Raw genomic sequence first — 19,765 nt, 5'->3', positions numbered from 1 at the left:
GGGAGGAACACGTTTACCTGGCGTTTTCTAACCATTCATTGTACAAAACAATGTAGAATACGTTGGGTCGCCCCCTATGTTCACTTGGGAAGCCTCAGGCAAAAATAGACCCCTGGTCGCTTATCGGGCCTATGGCCTAACTCTATCGTTCCGCCAAGCTTTTCTACAATAGCCTTGATAGTGGCCAGACCAATGCCTGTATCCATGGTGTTTTCAAAACTTAAAGTTTCAAACATAACAAAAACCTTATCCCAATATTTCTCTGGTATGCCCGGCCCGTTATCTTGGTAGGTAAAATTATAACCATCGTTGTCTTTCGAGAATACAATTTGAATTTCGGTCACCGATCGGTCCGAAAATTTTACGGAATTCATTATCAATTCAAAAAATATCTGAACGAAGCTTTTTAAAGACTGAACTATTTCGTGATCGCAATTTTCAAGTTTCAAATCGATAGTAGTGGTTCTACCGGACTTTTTCACGATTTCGTTGATTTCCGTTTCAATGTGAAAACCTTGCACCTCGATTTCATCGTTCATGATGTTGATATAGTTCATAATACCATGGAAAGAAGTATCCATATACCCCACACGATTGTCTATCGTATCAAGCCACTCAGCAATTTCGGTATTCTTCAATAAATGGGAGTAATCTTCCTTTATAAAGCCGACCAAAGCGCTAATATCTAAAAGGGGCGTCTTTAAATCATGGGCCAACCGATAGGTAAAATGCTTGAGTTGGGCATTCTTTACACTTAGTTCATTATTTATTCTTTTTTGAAGGATGTTTTGGCGGCGAAGTTCCAATTGGGCCATTACCTGATTGGCCAACGCCTTTAAGGAAGCCTTTTGTCGATCGGTGAAGTTGTTTCTAGCCTTGGTATCAATAACACATAGGGTACCGATGGAATGCCCCTCTTTGGTCGTCAAAGGTGCCCCGGCATAGAACTGAACCCCTGGCCCGCCCGTAACTAAAGGATTATCGTGAAAACGGTCATCTTGACTCGCATCTTCAACAACGAACAAGTCTTCGGGCGCATTAATGGCATGGGCACAAAAAGCAAGGTCACGGGGTGTTTCCGTGGCATCGATACCGTAATGCGATTTAAACCACTGCCGATTTGAATCTACCAAGGAGACCAGGGCCATAGGCGTATTACAGATATCTGCAGCAATATGGGTTATGGCATCGTATTCTTCCTCTTCCAAGGTATTCAGGATATGAAAACTTTCCAAGGCCTTGAGCCTGTACTCTTCGTTAAGTGGAATTTCCGGTTTAATCATTCACCTAGGTTTAGATTCATTTAATGTACAACAAAAAAATGTAGGGAAAAACTTTCTTTAACGATTACAAAACACTGAATATCAAATCACAACCCCATCAAAACCCTATAGTTTGTAAATTACACTATCTAAACCTCCTTTTCTGTTTCGAAAAATAGACCCTGAAACATGGAAAGACCGGAATATAGGGCATCTATAAGCGAATCTCGTAGTTGGCCAAGGCCTCCGTAATACTTCAAAAAAAACCGCCTAAAACAATTGGCGGTTCCCTTTTATACTTCTCTGGCAGACGATTCAAGCCTAATCATCTTAACCGGTCTAATATGCCTTTTCCTCTCCACGGATGGCATTTACTACCGTAAAATAAATTATACTCAAATCAAGTCCGAGAGACCAGCTCTCGGTATAAAAAATATCGAACCGAATACGATTGACAATATCGGCCTTTTTCATAATCTCCCCCCGATAGCCCTTTATCTGTGCCAAGCCCGTAATGCCCGGTTTTACAAAATGCCGAACTAGGTACTTATCAATAGAGGTCTCGTACATTTCCGTGTGCGACTCCATATGTGGCCTTGGGCCGACCACACTCATATTGCCCAGAAAAACGTTGATAAACTGAGGTAACTCATCGATACTGGTCTTTCGTAATATTCTACCGATACGGGTAACCCGCATATCGTTTTTAGTGGCCATAAGGGTATCCGACTCGGCATTCTGTGTCATAGACCTAAACTTATAGCACCAAAAAGGCTTTCTATTGACCCCATGTCTTTTTTGCTTGAAAAACAGGGGACCCTTTGACTCTAATTTCATCAACACAAAGAGAATAGGGGTAAGCCATGACAATACCGTAAGAATCACAAAGGACGAGAACAAAAGATCGAAGGTCCGTTTTATGATCGGTGCATATTCAAGTTCTAATGGCGATTTTCGCATTGCGAGAACCGGTATATTGTCATAGAGTTCAATAGACATGGAACGTGTAAAAATCTCCTTGTTATCGGGAATGATCATCAATTTCTTCAAATTGTTATCGGCGAAAGTAATAAGGTACTCCAGCTCCTTTTTTGAAAGGTTCGATGTCACGCAATAGATATAGTCAACATCATTTTCAAGCACGTATTTAAAACAATCGTTCATCTTTCCCAAATAGGTGGGACTCACAGAAGGACGGTCGTCAAAAAAACCCTTGTACCGATACCCCAATTCAGGTTGATCAAAAACCTTCCTGATTTTCTTGAGGTTTTTATCCCGGCCAACTACAACTACGTTTCTAAAGTTTCCGCCGTACAACCTGTACTTGGTCCTAACCCAATAGAAGAAAGACCTATAAATGGTTATGAACAAACAAATGACCAAATAGACCGAAGCACGGTATTCAAAAGCATAAACTCCATTAGATTTAAAGCCATAAAGCGCAAAATAGGCAAGCCCAAAAATACCTAGCAACCTAAAATATTTGCCCAGATTGGTCTCAAACCTTTCCCTTCTTTCCGTAGGGTAGTAATTAAGACTGAAAGCTGCAATGAGCCAAGCCAAATTATAATAGAGCGCATTGCTTCCTTCCAAATATGTAATGGGGGTCATGAAGTAAAGTACCCCATTAACAATACATAAATGCATTAGAACTGAAAACGGAATGATCAACAAAGACTTTTTCATACACATCATCTCTTTAAGTTATAAGACAAAAAGTATCAACTATCGAACTGCTGTTCTCGGAATCTAAAATATGGGGATATGACATTGCCCTTCTAAATAGACCCCTATTTATTCAATAGGTTGAAACCCAATGAAAGTGAAAAAACATTGGGGAAGGCAAACCAAGGAACCTAAAAAAAGGGGGGCTTGATTTACTACGTTTCTTCAATTTGCAACAAAAGTAGGTATGCTTATGAAGCTTAAAGTAAATACATCTTTCACCGAGAAAACAGCATATCGATAAATTATTTTCACAGATATACTTAAATCGATATATATTTATCAATACTTCACACAGAAAGAAGATGATAATTCAATTTAAAAAAGTATAATCTTGAATCAATCAGCAAAACCCCCTTGAAATCACGAATACTTGAATTAACATTTTATTAAGAAATATTAAAGGCTTCCCTGAGTTGTGACAGGTCGCCAATTACAAAATGGTCGTCCAGACAGAGAACGTATACTTCGAAAAAGACAATTTAGACTTGATGAACAAAGGGTCGGTGCTTCGTTTTAGTTTCGATTTTGCCGGAATTATCGCTTTTGACCATGTAGATGTGTATTTTAAAACTTACTTCTTAAAAGAAGATAGCGAAAAACATGATGGGGTCTTTAGTGGTATCGATAACGAAAACAGATTGGTCAACGGTTCCGTATCTATCGATTACAGCAAAGCGGAACACTAAACACCTTCGCCCAAAACAAAAAATAGCAGGTTTTACCCCCCTTTCCTTCACAATTAAATAATTACCTCGTAAGCTTTTCTTAACGCCCTAAAATTTACAAATAGTGAAATTGTAGTCAATTTTGCATTTCAATATTTACTATTAGTAAACTTTTGGCAGCTATTAGCATACAACATAAAGACATACGATTTCTTGCCTATGGTACCTTTGCTTCCTTCGGCACCTATTTTTGTATGTACGCATTTCGCAAACCTTTTACCGTTGCCACTTACGAGCAACTTTCATTTATGGGTATCGATTACAAAATCATTTTGATAATCACCCAGGTCTTAGGGTATATGCTTTCCAAATTCATTGGTATTAAGCTTATTTCAGAGCTTCGGGCCAACAATAGACTGCCCTACCTTCTGCTCATGATATCCCTCGCCGAATTGAGTTTGGTTCTTTTCGGACTGACCCCTCCTCCTTATAACATTGTATTTATGTTTTTTAACGGTCTCTCCTTAGGAATGATCTGGGGTATTGTTTTTTCATATCTGGAAGGAAGAAAATTTACAGAAATTTTAGGGGTTACCCTCTGTTCGAGTTTCATTGTTTCCAGTGGGGCGGTAAAATCATCGGGACTCTTATTGATGCGGGCCACGGGTGCTTCCGAAATTTGGATGCCCGCCCTGACAGGCGCCGTCTTCCTGATTCCCTTTTTGGCTTTTGCCATCTTGCTCGACCGTATTCCCAAACCCACGGAAGAGGATAAAATCTTGCGAAAAGAACGCAAGCCCATGAGTCGGGCCGATCGCAAAAAGGTGTTGTCCAACTTTTTCTTTCCTATCTTGATTCTTGTCTTTTTCTATATCAGCCTTACGGCCATACGCGATTTTCGGGATAATTTTTCACGAGAAATATGGGACGCCGTCGGTTTTAAAAACAATGCCTCTATCTATACGCTTTCGGAACTTCCGGTAGCAGTGATCGTACTATTGTCCATCGGACTCTTTGCTTTTGTAAAGAACAACTACCGCGCCTTTGTCACCTATCACTACCTACTCATTTTCGGCGCCCTATTAATTGGCCTCAGTACATTACTATTTCAAAACCAAGCCATAGGCCCTGTACTTTGGATGATTCTAATTGGCTTGGGGCTCTACATCTGCTACGTCCCCTTCAATTGTATTTTTTTTGACAGGATGATAGCTACGTTTAAGATCGAAGGCAATGCAGGCTACCTCATCTATATAGCCGATGCCTTCGGATACCTAGGAAGCATGGCGGTTTTACTCTACAAGAATTTCGGCCAAGGTTCCGTCTCGTGGCTACAGTTCTTTAGCTATGGAACCTATGCCATAGCCTTTATCGGTCTTGTCGTGGCCACTTGCTCATTACGCTACTTTAAGAAAAAATACAGACGGGAACAACTGACATTAAAAAATGAACTACAGATAGTATGACCATGGAGAATAAATATGACCTGATCGTAGTTGGCGGGGGTGCTCTAGGGACCTTTCATGCCTACCATGCCATAAAAAAAGGCCTTAAGGTGGCCTTACTTGAAAAAGACGGAAAACCCCAAGGTGCCACGGTACGGAATTTTGGCCAGGTAGTGCCCTCGGGCATGGACTCCAAATGGCAACTTTACGGACGCGAAAGCTTAGCCATTTACAAAAGCATCCAATCAAAATTCGATATATCGGTCCGCCAGGAGGGCAGCATCTATATAGCCTCCAACGAAGAAGAAACGCAACTCTTGCTCGAGCTTAATGCCATAAACCTCGCCAATGCATATCCTTCAAAATTATTGACCCAAGGGGAATGCCTTGAAAAATACCCAGGCCTCCGTAGCGATTATGTAAAAATGGGACTCTTCTTTCCCGAGGAGATAATGGTAGAACCCCGGCTGATGATAGGCAGACTCCAAGATTATCTAAGGGAATTAGGCCTGGAAATCTTTTTCAATAAAACGGTCATAGAGTGCAATGCACTTACGAACTGGGTACAAGTACACAGTACGGACAACACGACCCTTTCGGGCACCAAGGTCATTATTTGTAACGGTAGCGATTTTAAAAATTTATATCCGAACAAATTTGCCGAAAGCGACCTTATCGTATCAAAATTACAGATGATGCAGACCCAACCACAACCCAATTATAAATTACCCAGCTCCGTTCTGACCGGTCTTTCCATACGTCGTTATGAGGCTTTTGCGGAATGCCCTTCCTATTCGGCCATCAAGGCCAAGGAAAACCATGAATCCCTTGAAAAAAAATGGGGTGTACACATCCTTTTTAAGCAGGCCGCAGACGGTTCTATCATTATCGGCGACTCTCACGAATACGCACCGGCATCGCGCATAGAAGAATTGGGAATAGATTTGAATATGGATATTGACCACTTCATTCTCCAAGAAGCCAAAAAGATATTCGACCTTCCTACCTATAGGATCCAAAACCGTTGGTACGGTCTCTATTCCCAATGCAAATCGGCCGATATCTACCAACGGACCATAGACCGAAACATTCATATCGTAACCGGCATAGGTGGTAAAGGCATGACCGGTAGTGCAGGCTTTGCCAAAGAAAACATCAATTCAATATTTAATTTACAAGATGCATAACATAGAATTAGCAGTATTTGACATGGCCGGAACGGTCGTTAACGAAAACAATATCGTTTACAAAACCCTCCAAAAGGCCATTAACAAGACCGGTCACGAACTACATCTAGATTTCGTTCTTGAACATGGCGCTGGAAAAGAGAAACATCAGGCCATAAAAGATATCCTAAAAGCCCTTGACATTCATAAAGACCAAGCTTCCGAAGCTATTTTTCAAGATTTTAAGCAATTGCTAGATGATGCCTATCGTGAATTGAAGGTCGCTTCATTTGAAGGGGTAGAAGATATGCTGGCCGAACTAAAATCGCGCAAAATAAAAATTGCCTTGAACACAGGCTATAACAGGGCCATTGCCGAATTGCTACTACAAAAAATGGACTGGATAAAAGGCCAGCAATACGACGCACTCGTTACGGCTGACGATGTATCGGAAGGACGCCCCCACCCGGCTATGATCTCTAAAGCCATGGAACTATTAGAAGTAAGCGATGCCGGTAAAGTATTGAAAGCCGGTGACTCCATCATTGATATAGAAGAAGGAAAGAATGCACGGTGTGGTGTAACCATTGGTGTAAGCACCGGGGCCCACACGGCAGCACAATTACAATCTGCCGAGCCTACCTATGTATTGGGCTCACTTGTAGAGCTTCCCCATTATATCATGGGTTAAGTTGCTACCATAGCGGTATAGGGCTACAACAAACGATCTGTTACCCAACATGGTAACGGATCGTTTCGTTTTTATAATGTTCAGATGAAAAAATAAACAACCAACATTTTGGTGGGCACGGTACTTCGGTTGATCGGCACATGTGGAATGCGGCCATCAAAGAAAATGGAATCGCCGGCTTTTAACAACACCTCTTCTTCATCAATAATATAATAACATTCCCCCGATAGCATATATTTAAACTCATAGGCATCGGTCGTTACCTTCTCCCGCTCCGAATTGGGCTGTATTTCAAGTAAAATGGTCTCAAAACCTAATGAGGAAAGTTGTTTGCCGAAAATATAGGTATAATTAAAACCTACGGCACTATCCTCCTTTTCAATACTGGTATTATCCTCTTTACGGGAAACGATAAATTTGGCGCCGTTTACCTGGGCCATGCCGTTGAAAAAATCGGTTACCTCAACTTCCAATGAATTGATGATTTTCAACAGTACCGGTAAAGATGGTATGGTACGGCCATTCTCTATTCGCGAAATCAAACCACCGGTCACTTCGGCTACGCGTGCGATATCGCTAATGGTCTTATTGTTCTCTTTTCGTATTTCCTTTATTCGTTTTCCTATACCTATTAGGTAATCTTCCATAACTAAAATTTACTGTACAAACTTACTACCAAAAGAATTTTATAACACCTAAACCTACAAATAGAATACGGTTTTCAGGTGATATCCCTCCGATTATCTAGTCATAATTACAAAATGTTTATTTGACTATTTGTAAATAACATTAAGATAACATTTTTATAATAACACTCGCAAAAATCTTGCAATAACTTAATATTTAAAGACATTTCGCTTAACCTGTTCATTGGATATTTGTTGCATAATAATTAACCAAAGTTTACAAATACGAAAAAATGAAAAGAACAGTTCTTTTAGCCTTATTCACTTTATTGGTCAGTATGGCCGCCCGTGCACAGACGACTTTTACGGGAACGGTACTAGATGAAAACCAAATACCATTACCAGGTGCCTCCTTAGTTATTAAAGGAAGTTCCACTGGTGTTGCTACAGATTTTGACGGTAATTTCAGCATAGAGCTACCCCAAGGAAATGAAATTTTAGTAGTATCCTATCTCGGATACATCCCTTCGGAATTCGACACCTCCGGAAAAACAACGGCAACTATCGTTTTACAGCCCAACTCAGAGCAACTGGGCGAGGTTGTAGTAACGGCTTTGGGTATTAAAAGGGAAGCTAAGAAATTGGCCTATGCTGTTCAAAAAGTTTCGGGAGAAGACATCTCCAAAGCAAAAGAAACAAACGTAGTCAACTCCTTAGCGGGTAAACTTGCAGGTGTGCAAGTTACCGGTGGCAATTCTGGAGTAGGTTCATCTTCTCAAATTATTATCCGTGGGGAAAGTTCATTAAACCCAAGTCCAAACGCGAATTCACCACTTTTCGTAGTTGACGGTATTCCCATCAACAACAGTGTAAGTAGCCGTTCTAACGAAGGTAACATGGAAGTAGACTACGGAAACGGCGCCCAAGACATTAACCCAGACGACATAGAGACCATGAACGTTCTAAAAGGACCAAGTGCCACAGCCCTTTACGGCTCAAGAGGTGCCAACGGGGTTATATTGATAACCACAAAATCAGGAAAGAACAACAAAGGTATAGGTGTTTCTTACACCAACAACACCACATTTGAGTCTATTCTAACATTTCCAGAATACCAATACGAATATGGTCAAGGATCAAACGGTCAGTTCGCCTTTGCCGATGGTGGTCAAAACCGTTCCATTACAGGAGGTGTAAACGATCATGTTGACGAAAGTTGGGGACCTGCTTTAAACGGCCAATTGATTGCACAGCATGACAGCCCAACAACCAGCGGTTTGCGTGCGGGTGATGTTCATGTGCGACCAAGAAATGCGGATGGCACTTTTTCCGATGAAATTATTGCTACTCCGTTTTTATCGAGACCCGGCAATATTAAAAGTTTTTTTGAGACCGGTCATACCATAAGTAACAACATTGCACTAACCGGGGGAAACGATAAAGGAAACTTTAGACTCTCTTTTACCGATTTGCAAAGCGAGGGCATTGTACCCAATACAGATTACAATAGACGTTCGTATGCACTTAACGGATCGTATCAACTTTCCGATTGGCTTAAGGTCTCCGGTTCTATGAACTACGTAAACAGTAATTCCGGAAACCGCCCTGTAAACTCGTACGGCACCGAGAATATTATGTACTTATGGGTTTGGTTCGGACAACATGTTGATATGGACTCGCTGCGCGATTACTGGCAACCAGGTTTAGAGGGCGTACAACAGTACAATTACAATTACAACTACCACGACAACCCTTTCTTTAACGTTTACGAAAACACGAACAGTCTTGACAAGGACCGTGTTATTACCAATATGCGTGCAGACATTAAACTGGCCAAAGGTCTAGATTTTATGTTCAGAACCGGATTTGATTATGCCAACGAACTGAACATGCGTAAAAGAGCTTATTCTACGCAGCGGTTTCCAAAGGGCCAGTATAGAGAAGATAATATCTATGCTTTTGAGCAGAACACCGATTTCCTTCTTGGCTACAACACTACGTTCAATGATGACTTTGATTTTGGCCTTTCTTTTGGGGGCAATAACCGTATCGTTAAAAATAGATATCAAAGAGTAAGTGCCAACTCGCTTTCAATTCCCGGTATATATAATTTCGGAAATGCGGCAGAACCCCTAACGTCTAGCGATTATGATGATAAAAAGGAAATTAACAGTCTGTACGCTTTCGCAAATTTTGGCTACAAAGATTATCTGTTCTTAGATGTAACCGGAAGAAACGATTGGTCTTCCACCCTTCCTTTAGAGAACAGCAGTTATTTTTATCCTTCGGCAGGTCTTAGTTTAATTCTATCGGATATGTTCACCTTCCCCAAAACCATAACTTTTGCAAAATTAAGGGCAGGTTGGGCAAGTGTAGGTAACGATACTGACCCGTACAACTTATTATCGACCTACGGCTTTGGAACAACATTCAATGGTTTTTCACGAGTTAATTCTCCTTCCGAATTAAAACTACCGGACTTAAAACCAGAAAGAACCAATTCTTTTGAGGTTGGAGCGGACTTAAGGTTGTTTAGTAATCGTTTGGGACTAGACGTGGCATTATATAGATCGGAAACCAAGAACCAAATTATTTCGTTACCTGTTTCCAATACTTCAGGTTACAACAAAACGGTAATCAATGCCGGCCAGGTTAGAAACGAAGGTCTTGAAATTACTTTGAACGCCACCCCGATCAAATCTGAAAACTTTACTTGGAACTCCAACATTAACTTCACCACCAACAGAGGTAAAATTATAGCACTAGCAGACGAGCTTCCTTTTTATCAGATAAAAGAAAACTACCTTATTGTAGGGGCCGAGGTAGGAGAGAGAATGGGCGATCTATACGGTACAGGTTTCGTAAAAGTAACGGACACCAACAGTCCTCATTATGGAAAGTGGATTATCAATTCAGATACGGGCCTCCCTTCAAGAGACAGTGAACTTAGAAACTTAGGGAACTACAACCCTGATTTTATGCTAGGGTTTCAAAATAGTTTCCGTTACAAGAACCTAAATCTAGGCGTTCTTTTTGATTGGAGACAAGGTGGTGTTTACCATTCAAGAACAGTCTCCATTGGTGGTACTACAGGCCTATTGGATTTTACTACGGAAGGGCGTGAAACGGGTATTGTTGCCGAAGGAGTAATAAATACCGGAACTGCAGAGAACCCAGTTTATGAAAAGAACACCATAAATGTTCCAGCATCCGGGTACTACTCTACCGTGTACAACCGAAGCAATGAGGAGACTACAATGTACGATGCTAGTTATGTAAAGCTTAGAGAAGTAAAATTCGGTTACAACTTCCCTAAAAAGATGTTCGCCCAAACCCCAATTGCTTCCGCCAGTATTTCTCTTGTTGGACGTAACCTGGCACTATGGACGGAAAACCCCCATGTAGACCCGGAAACCATATCTTTTTCGGGCGGAAGTGTAGTTCCCGGCGTAGAGGATATGGCCCTGCCAAGCACAAGAAGCTATGGATTTAACATAAACATAGAATTCTAACTAGAATTAATCAATACAATACATATTCAAGATGAAAACATCAAAAATATTTACCATAATTCTTCTAGCCGGCTTAAGCTTAACGGGCTGTACCGCAGATTTTGAAGAAACCAATACCAACCCCAATGCTCCCGAAATGGTAAGTGCCAATCTACTTACCGCTACGGCAACTTCACAAATTGCCCGCACTTTAACATCTGAAGGATATTCAGACGGAAATACTCTTACCCAGCTAATGGCAAAGAATAACTTCCCTGGTTTTGGTCAATTTGAATGGGGAGATCAAGGACTTTGGAATTTTTTCTATGAAATTTTACCGGAAGTAACGGATATTCTAGAAATCTCTAGAGCAGAGGAAACAAAGAACAGCACTTATGAAGGCATAGCCCTAACCCTAAGAGCCCTTTGTTATGCCAATTTAACGGATCTTTATGCGAACGTTCCTTATACGGAAGCTATTACCGGAAAAACAGATGCGGTCTTCACCCCAAAATATGATGATCAAGAAACGGTTTACAACGGTGTTCTTCAAGATTTAGTTGATGCCGATGCTGCTTTGGCCCTAGGTGAAGCCATTACAGGCTCAACCGGAGATGTTATTTTTGATGGTGATGCTTCAAAATGGAGAAAACTAGCAAATTCCCTTCGCTTACGTTACTTGTTGCGAATCTCAAAACAAAGAGACGTATCGGCCCAAATGCAAGCTATTGTTAGTGCCGGAAACTATATTATGACCAATGATGACAATGCTACCTTAACTTTCAGCGGAACTTCAAATACTGACTCTTGGCCGGAAAGTACAGGCCGTATTGGTGGTTTTGACGAGAAAAGCTTGTGTACTACCGGACTTGAATACCTTACCCGTTTTAACGACCCTAGATTGGATATTTGGTTTGACCGTAACAATAATGGAGAATATGTGGGCATCCCTATTGGCCTAAACCAAGATAATGCTAGAGCGTATGACGATGCCAACAGCCCTAGCCGTTTAGATGTTGAATTGTTCTACTTTTCAAGAACTGAGGCTGAGGCCTATATTATAAAAAGCTCTGAGGTGAACTTTATTTTGGCCGAAGCCGCAGAAAGAGGATTTATTTCCGGTGATGCCGAAACTTTTTACAATGAAGGAATTCGCCAAAGCATGAAGTATTGGGGCGTAACAGACGATGCGGTTATTGATGCTTACTTAGCACAGCCTTCCGTAGCTTACGATGGAAGCATTGAATTACTAATGACCCAAAAAACACTAGCACTTTGGAATGTAGATTACCAAGGTTGGTTCGATTATAGGAGAACAGGCCTTCCTGCACTTGAAGCCGGACCGGACAATGAAAACCAAGGTCTTTACCCGGTTAGATTTCTATACCCTTCTTCTGAACAAACATTGAACGAAATAAACTATAAAGCTGCAGTAGAAGCAATTGGTGGGGATAATATAAACTCTAAGGGATGGTGGGAGACCGGAACAAGGTACTAACCTTCTTATAAACAGCAATGCTTTTGCCCATCGTAACAACCAAGGCAAAAGCATTGTTATAATTAATTTTTCAAATTATGAAACCAATGAAGTTACTCATGCCTATGCTAGCGCTCTGCGGAATATGGTCCAGAAGCGTTAGTGGTCAAGAAGTACCTACTTTAGACATTGAACACGTAGTGGTCATAGGTTTTGACGGACTGAGTCCAGATGGGCTCCAAAACGCAAACACCCCTACCTTTGACAAATTAATGCAAGAAGGTGCCTATTCCTTGCATGCCAGGGCTGTGCTTCCTACCAGTTCAAGTACCAATTGGGCCTCAATGATTATGGGAGCCGGACCCGAGCAACATGGTATAACGTCCAATGCTTGGGAACGTGATAATTTTACGCTTCCCGCGGTTACACAAAGTGAGGAGTTCATATTCCCCACCATTTTTCAATTGACCCATGACCAGATTGCTTCCGCCGAAATAGGTGCCATTTACCACTGGGGCGGTTTTGGAAGGTTGTTCGAGAAAAGTGCGGTCGATTATGATGTGAGTCCGGAAACGGAAGATGAAACCGCAGTTTTGGCCAGTTCTTACATTAAAACCAAAAGACCAAAACTTACCTTCGTCCATTTTGACCATGTAGACCACGCCGGCCACGAGTACGGCCATGGAACGCCAAAGTACTACGAATCCGTAGAAAAAGCCGATCAGCTTTTAAAGCAAGTTTTACAGGCAATTGCAGCATCTGGTCTAGAGGACAAAACCCTAATCATTGTTAGTGCCGACCATGGCGGCTTAGGAAAAGGCCACGGTGGAGAATCACTCAAGGAAATTGAAATTCCATTTATTGTTTGGGGCAAGGGGGTCAAGAAAAACTACAAGATCGCCCATCCGATATACCAGTATGACAATGCGGCTACCGTTGCTTTTGCCCTGGGCCTAAAAACCCCATATGCTTGGATCGGAAAACCTGTACTCTCGGCTTTTGAAGGTTATCAAATTAAAGATAACTATACGCTTCTTGAGCAGTTGAAGGAACCTCTTTTCTCCCCAAAAGGAGATGGTTACAAAAAGGCAGGCGGACTTTTCGTCGAAAAGGCTTCCCTGAAAATCGAAAACCCCAATGCAATCGGAACGATCCGATATACGCTTGACGGTTCATTGCCTACAAAAACTTCCAAAACCTACGAAAAGACCATCCCGCTAACCCAAAATACGGTAGTAAAAAGTGCGATGTTCAGAGATGGAAAAATTAACAGTCCGATAGCAGAGGCTTTTTTTAGAATCCACCCAAGAGACCTTAAAACGCCCGTGAAATATGAAATTTTCTATAAAGACCATCTTTCCTTTCTACCTGCCCTGGGCTCGCAAAAGCCAGATATAATAGGAAGTTCTTTCGAAATTACTTCCGATGAGATACGGGATAAAATAAAACCCAACACGGCAGTGCGATTCACCGCTAACATACAGGTGGACGAAACCAAAAATTTTAGGTTTTACCTACGTTCAGACGACGGCAGTCAGCTCTTTATCGATAACGAACTGGTAGTGGATAACGACGGAGACCACGGGGTAAGGACCAAAGACGGTTCGATCAATTTAAAACGCGGCCTACACACCCTCAAAGTCCTTTGGTTTAACGGTGGGGGCGATGGCTGGCTTGATGTTTTCGTAGAGGAAGGAGACACGGTCAAACAAATTTTAAGCCACCCTTTATTGATCGCCAATTAAATGAAGTTTCTCAATTTTTGTTTTATAACGCTGTTTTCGCTGGGCACTACTGTTTGTGCCCAGCAAAATAGTACCGAACTGGCCCCTTGGGAATATGGCATGCTAGACATACACCATATCAACACTGGCCGTGGCGATGCTGCTTTTTTCATTCTTCCGGACGGCACTACGCTTTTGATTGATGCGGGCGATATGTCAGAGACCCATGCCCGGACCCTTTCCGCAAGAAATGCCAAATTGGTGCCAAACGGTTCCAAATCGGCTCCGGAATGGATTGTTGACTATATCCGGCAATTCGCTCCAAAAGACAAAACCCTACAACTCGATTACGCCCTTATCACCCATTACCATGATGACCATTTTGGGGAAATGGACCCCAATCGAAAACTAATAAAAGAAGGGAATTACGCCCTGACCGGAATAACCGAAGTAGGCCACCACATCCCCATTAAAACCCTTCTAGACCGCGGAAGCCACTTTCCTATCGACCTCAAGGATACTGAAACCCAAAAGAAAATCGATAAAAACGATGCCTATGGAATGATTCCCACGCTTCAGAACTACTGGAAGTTCATTTCCCATCAAACAAAGGCTACCGGACTCCAACATAAACCATTTGAAGCGGGCCTAGTAAACCAGATCGCACTTAAAACACAAGCCAACGATTTTCCAGGTTTCAGTATCCGGAACATTGCGGTTAACGGTCGTATATGGACCGGCCGTTCAAACGAAACCTTTTCACTATTCAAAAAGGGCGAATATTCCGGCGAGAACCCCTTGAGCACTTGCCTCAAAATCAGTTATGGCGATTTCGACTATTTTACCGGAGGGGATATCAGCGGTATCGACACTTTTGGCGGCACCGATATTGCTTCATTGGAATCTAACATTGCCCCTATCGTCGGCCCTGTTGATGTAGCCACCTTAAACCACCATGGCAATCGCGATTCCCAAAACAGCTTGTACGTACGCAGCTTAAGGCCCCGCATCTGGATACAACAAAATTGGTCTAGCGACCATCCGGGAGAAGAAGTCTTGAGCCGGATTACCTCCCAAAAACTCTATCCGGGAGAACGTGACATTTTTAGCACGGTTCTTTTGCAAGCCAACAAAGAGGTCATTGGCAACCGATTAGATCAGTACAGAAGCCAAAACGGACATGTGGTCGTACGGGTTGAAAGAGGAGGAAAAGCCTATAAAATATTTATATTGAACGATAGCTCAGAACAGCGCGAGCTTGTATCAGAACACGGTCCCTATGCATCCGAATAAAAAAATAAAACCTAACAAAAGAACCGAGGGCGATATTAACTACACCCCCGCCAGACAAGCTTGGTTAGACCATGAGGTCGATGAAAGCACAAAAGCCCTTCTTGAAAAAGATGCCCGTTATTTTTTTCATCAGGCCTTATCATCTCCCTGTTTAGACGTGCTTTCAAACTGTGAGGGGCCCTATATAGAAAACCTTTCCGGTAAAAGATATCTTGATTTTCATGGCAACAACGTGCATCAGTTGGGGTTTTCGCACCCCAAACTCGTACAGCGCCTTACCGAACAACTGCAATCGCTGACCTTTTCTACCCGGCGGTACACCAATGAAACGGCCATTAATTTTGCCGAAAAACTGGCTTCGCTTTTGCCATCGGACCTCAACCGTACCCTTATGACCCCCAATGGAAGTGCCGCCATTGGTATCGCCCTTAAACTGGCACGGGCGGTCACCGGCAAATTCAAGGTAGTTTCATTTTGGGACTCCTTTCACGGTGCCTCGTTAGATGCCATTAGCGTGGGCGGGGAATCTGTTTTCAGGGAACACATGGGACCGATGATGCCAGGGGTAGAGCGTATTCCACCACCAGTGACCTACCGTGGTATTTATGAAAACAATGAATCGAAATGCCTAGAATATCTAGAGTACGTATTTGCAAAGGAAGGCGATATAGGGGCTTTCTTGGCCGAGACCGTACGGAATACCGATGTACAGGTTCCCTCCAAAGCTTTTTGGAAAGAAGCCCGCAAACTTTGTGATAGATATGGCGTGCTATTGATTTTAGATGAAATTCCCATAGCCCTGGGCCGGACGGGAAAAATGTTTGCGTTTGAGCATTACGATATAGAACCGGACATACTTTGTTTGGGAAAGGGCCTTGGAGGTGGTATCTTTCCTCAAGCCGCCATCGTTGCCCGTGATGCCTATAACAAATTCAGTGATATTTCCTTGGGCCACTACACCCATGAAAAGAGTCCCCTCGGAGCCGCCGCAGCCTTGACAACCCTAGAAATCATCGAAGAAGAAGGACTGCTGAACAAAGTGAAAAAAGATAAGGGCTTAATGTACCGAGAAATGAACAGGCTTCAAGCAAAGCATGATATTATAGGCGATGTTCGCGGTTTGGGCCTACTCTGGGGCATTGAGCTGGTAAAGAACCATACGACCAAAAAGAAGGCCATAAACGAAGCGGAAAAAGTTATGTACGAATGTCTAAAGCACGGACTTAGCTTTAAGGTCTCGGCCGGTAACGTACTCCAACTGGCCCCTGCCCTCACCATTACCGAAGATAAGCTTAAAGAGGCCATTCAAATTGTCGATAATTCCCTTACTTCGCTAAACCTTTAAACCAACTCAAAAATGAAAAATACCTTACCTCTATTTATTTTAACCTTTATGCTCTTTACGCTAGTATATGGGCAAAGCGAACAACCTAGCATATTGGTACGTCCGTACTTACAGGACGCCTCCCCGAATTCCATCAAAATAATGTGGCAAACCTCTAGCGGCGAAGAGAGTATCGTAGAGTGGGGCACGACCCAGAAACTGGGCAAAAAAACAAGGGGTAAAGCCTTCGACGTCAACTTTACCGATTCTCGAATACACGAAGTTCAAATAGAAAACCTCAAAAGATTTACTACCTATTTTTACCGTGTACGCACCGGAAAAACGGTATCGGACATCTTCCAGTTCAAGACTCCCCCTTTTGCAAGCGACAACCAATCGTTCAATATGCTTGCCATGAGCGATATACAAAAAGACCACTTGAATCCCGATAAGTTTTCTGAAATCGTAAACGAGGGTATTCTTCCCTATATTAAAACGGAGTACGGCAAGAAACTTCCCGATAACCTCGCATTGGTTTTAGTACCTGGCGACCTTGTGGAAAACGGCACCAAATACGAGCAGTGGAAGGACGACTTCTTTGCCCCGGCACAAAAACTGTTCTCAGAGGTTCCCGTTTACCCCGTACTGGGCAACCATGAAAAGAATTCGGCCTATTACTTCAAATACTTCAGCCTGCCCAAAAACGGAACACCCGCCTATGCCGAACACTGGTGGTATAAAGATTATGGCAACACACGCATCATCGGCCTGAATTCCAATGAGGGCTATCGAGAAATAGAACAGCAATACACCTGGTTGAAGGAAGTTTTGGCAGAAGCGGCCAAAGCCCCCGATATCGACTTTGTATTCGCCCAATTACACCATCCGCATAAATCGGAATTATGGATACCCGGAGAAGAGGAATCTACCGGAAAAGTAATTAAGCTCCTTGAAGATTTTACCACAAAAACCGGCAAACCCAGTATTCACTTCTTCGGACACACCCATGGCTATTCCCGAGGGCAGTCGAAAGACCACAAACATCTTTGGGTAAATGTTGCTTCGGCCGGAGGGGCTATAGACAACTGGGGCGAATTTGAAGGTCGTGATTATGACGAATTTACCGTAACCCAAGATGAATATGGTTTTGTCATGGTAGAGGTAGATGCTACCGAGGGCCGTCCTAAATTTACTTTAAAACGAATAAGCAGGGGCAATGAACACATCTCAAGGTCAAACGAAAAGACCGATGAAATTACCGTTTACGCCAAAAGCCAAAAGCCCGAAACACCCGAAGCCATTTCCCCAAAAGGAGGAAACATCGCATTTACCGGTACCACACTAAAAGCCGGTAATTTTGCCAGTTCATTTGAGGGAGCCTACCATGCCGCGACACATTGGCAAATTGCGACCAAGGCCGATTTTTCTGATTTGGTCTTAGACAACTGGAAACAATCTGAAAATTGGTATTATCGAGAAAATAGGCAGGAAGGCGATGACCTTACCGATGAGCCCTCCAAAAGACTAAAGCCAGACTCTACCTATTTCTGGCGCGTTCGTTATCGCGACCAACACCTAAATTGGAGCGACTGGTCGAACACCTTAACCTTTAAAACCAACACCCCATGAAAAAGCTAATATTCTGTCTTTTTGGACTCCTCCTATTTGTAAATGCCCAAGCTCAAAAGAGCAATACAAAAGTGATATTGATTACTTTGGATGGGCTACGGTGGCAAGAACTCTTTTCCGGAGCGGATTCCCTTTTGGTGTCAAACCGTACCTACGTTCACGATACCACGGCATTGAAATCCCGGTTTTGGAAACCAACACCCCAAGAAAGAAGGAAGGCCTTAATGCCCTTTGTATGGAATACCCTTTCGCAAAAAGGACAAATACACGGCAATCGAAACCTCGGAAGCAAGGTAGACCTCACCAATCAAATGTGGTTTTCATATCCGGGATACAATGAAATATTGACCGGAAAGGCCGATGATAAACGTGTAAACAGTAACGACAAAATTCCCAATCCCAACACCACCATTCTTGAAATCGCCCATTCGGATGAGCGTTATAAGAACAAAGTTGCCGCTTTTGGCAGTTGGGATGTTTTTCCTTTCATCGTAAACGAAGAACGTTCCGGGGTACCGGTAAATGCCGGATTTGAAATTGCCAAAGGCGATCAGCTCAGCGAACGCGAAAAATTCTTGAACGAACTACAGCCAAAGGTTCCCAGCCCATGGGGCACTGTTCGTTTAGATGCGTTTACCCACTACTATGCTATTGAGCATATGAAAAAAAACCATCCCCAATTAACCTATATCGCCTATGGGGAAACCGATGACTTTGCCCATGACGGCAACTACGAAGCCTACTTGACATCGGCACATAACACCGATGCCCTGCTCAAAAACCTATACGATTTCACTCAGCAAGACCCTTTTTACAAAGACAAAACCCTATTTATAATCACTACCGACCACGGAAGGGGCACCCAACCTTTGGAAACTTGGAAAAGCCACGGCGACAAAATAAAAGGTGCCGGACAGGTATGGATGATTTTATTTGGAAAAGGCGTTTCCGCCCATGGTGAAATCTCAAGCCCGAAACAACTATACAGCAACCAGATTGCACCAACGGTTCTAAAGGCATTGGATCTTAAACCCGAAGCGCCGAACATGCCTGGAAAAACCCTATCCTTAAACAAGGATTGAAACAATGATTTTCATAATGATAGCTTGATATTAAGTTAACTCCCCAACAGTGTGTTTAAACGAATTTTGCCCTGTGATTATTTGAGTTAGTCTAGTTTGAGTTAGTTTAGTAAAACCGGTGTATTTGTCTCATACACCGGTTTTTTCATGCCTAAAAACCAC

Annotated in this window: 14 protein-coding genes; 11 read left to right on the top strand and 3 right to left on the bottom strand. The window is 42.6% G+C overall.

Annotation, left to right across the window (positions count from 1 at the left end):
• Positions 1–80: 80 nt before the first annotated feature.
• Both BW980_RS02040 and BW980_RS02035 read right to left on the bottom strand, forming a co-directional pair.
• Positions 81–1,283 (bottom strand): sensor histidine kinase, encoded by a 1,203-nt coding sequence (locus tag BW980_RS02040; protein ID WP_076453283.1) that lies wholly within the window; start codon positions 1,281–1,283, stop codon positions 81–83.
• Between the two features lie 318 nt (positions 1,284–1,601).
• Complete coding sequence (locus BW980_RS02035; protein ID WP_076453282.1) at positions 1,602–2,948, bottom strand: exopolysaccharide biosynthesis polyprenyl glycosylphosphotransferase; 1,347 nt, start codon at positions 2,946–2,948, stop codon at positions 1,602–1,604.
• A 479-nt stretch (positions 2,949–3,427) separates the two neighbouring features.
• Here BW980_RS02035 and BW980_RS02030 point away from each other — a divergent pair, with 479 nt between their 5' ends.
• From BW980_RS02030 to BW980_RS02015, 4 genes are all read left to right on the top strand, one after another.
• Complete coding sequence (locus BW980_RS02030) at positions 3,428–3,676, top strand: hypothetical protein (RefSeq protein WP_076453281.1); 249 nt, start codon at positions 3,428–3,430, stop codon at positions 3,674–3,676.
• Positions 3,677–3,828: 152 nt separating this feature from the next.
• Positions 3,829–5,121 (top strand): DUF5690 family protein, encoded by a 1,293-nt coding sequence (locus tag BW980_RS02025; protein ID WP_317042167.1) that lies wholly within the window; start codon positions 3,829–3,831, stop codon positions 5,119–5,121.
• Positions 5,122–5,123: 2 nt separating this feature from the next.
• Positions 5,124–6,287: a TIGR03364 family FAD-dependent oxidoreductase gene (locus BW980_RS02020; RefSeq protein WP_076453771.1), complete on the top strand. Its 1,164-nt coding sequence runs from the start codon at positions 5,124–5,126 to the stop codon at positions 6,285–6,287.
• Entirely contained in the window at positions 6,280–6,957 is a 678-nt protein-coding gene (locus tag BW980_RS02015) for a phosphonatase-like hydrolase (protein ID WP_076453280.1), read from the top strand. The genes BW980_RS02020 and BW980_RS02015 overlap by 8 nt, the downstream gene beginning before the upstream one ends.
• 80 nt (positions 6,958–7,037) lie before the next feature.
• On the opposite strand, the gene BW980_RS02010 is transcribed toward BW980_RS02015, so the two are convergent.
• Entirely contained in the window at positions 7,038–7,604 is a 567-nt protein-coding gene (locus tag BW980_RS02010) for a helix-turn-helix domain-containing protein (protein ID WP_076453279.1), read from the bottom strand.
• Positions 7,605–7,876: 272 nt separating this feature from the next.
• Here BW980_RS02010 and BW980_RS02005 point away from each other — a divergent pair, with 272 nt between their 5' ends.
• From BW980_RS02005 to BW980_RS01975, 7 genes are all read left to right on the top strand, one after another.
• Positions 7,877–11,095, top strand: coding sequence for a SusC/RagA family TonB-linked outer membrane protein (locus tag BW980_RS02005; RefSeq protein WP_076453278.1), 3,219 nt, complete (start codon positions 7,877–7,879; stop codon positions 11,093–11,095).
• A 31-nt stretch (positions 11,096–11,126) separates the two neighbouring features.
• On the top strand, positions 11,127–12,572 hold the full coding sequence (locus BW980_RS02000) for a SusD/RagB family nutrient-binding outer membrane lipoprotein (RefSeq protein WP_076453277.1): 1,446 nt from the start codon (positions 11,127–11,129) through the stop codon (positions 12,570–12,572).
• Between the two features lie 86 nt (positions 12,573–12,658).
• The gene (locus tag BW980_RS01995) at positions 12,659–14,296 is read left to right on the top strand and encodes an alkaline phosphatase family protein (RefSeq protein WP_175609834.1); all 1,638 of its coding nucleotides are present in this window, start codon (positions 12,659–12,661) and stop codon (positions 14,294–14,296) included.
• The gene (locus BW980_RS01990) at positions 14,297–15,568 is read left to right on the top strand and encodes a ComEC/Rec2 family competence protein (RefSeq protein ID WP_076453275.1); all 1,272 of its coding nucleotides are present in this window, start codon (positions 14,297–14,299) and stop codon (positions 15,566–15,568) included.
• Positions 15,555–16,913, top strand: coding sequence for a (R)-1-hydroxy-2-aminoethylphosphonate ammonia-lyase (gene pbfA, locus BW980_RS01985; protein WP_076453274.1), 1,359 nt, complete (start codon positions 15,555–15,557; stop codon positions 16,911–16,913). Before BW980_RS01990 ends, pbfA begins: the two co-directional genes overlap by 14 nt.
• A 12-nt stretch (positions 16,914–16,925) precedes the next feature.
• Positions 16,926–18,521 carry a purple acid phosphatase family protein gene (locus BW980_RS01980; RefSeq protein ID WP_076453273.1) on the top strand — a complete coding sequence of 532 codons (1,596 nt, stop codon included), beginning with the start codon at positions 16,926–16,928 and terminating at the stop codon, positions 18,519–18,521.
• Positions 18,518–19,603: a sulfatase-like hydrolase/transferase gene (locus BW980_RS01975; RefSeq protein WP_076453272.1), complete on the top strand. Its 1,086-nt coding sequence runs from the start codon at positions 18,518–18,520 to the stop codon at positions 19,601–19,603. Before BW980_RS01980 ends, BW980_RS01975 begins: the two co-directional genes overlap by 4 nt.
• Positions 19,604–19,765 lie beyond the last annotated feature (162 nt).

The organism is Zobellia uliginosa (assembly GCF_900156625.1).
GTDB classification, from domain to species: domain Bacteria; phylum Bacteroidota; class Bacteroidia; order Flavobacteriales; family Flavobacteriaceae; genus Zobellia; species Zobellia uliginosa.
This window is presented reverse-complemented; position numbering and strand designations above follow the sequence as displayed.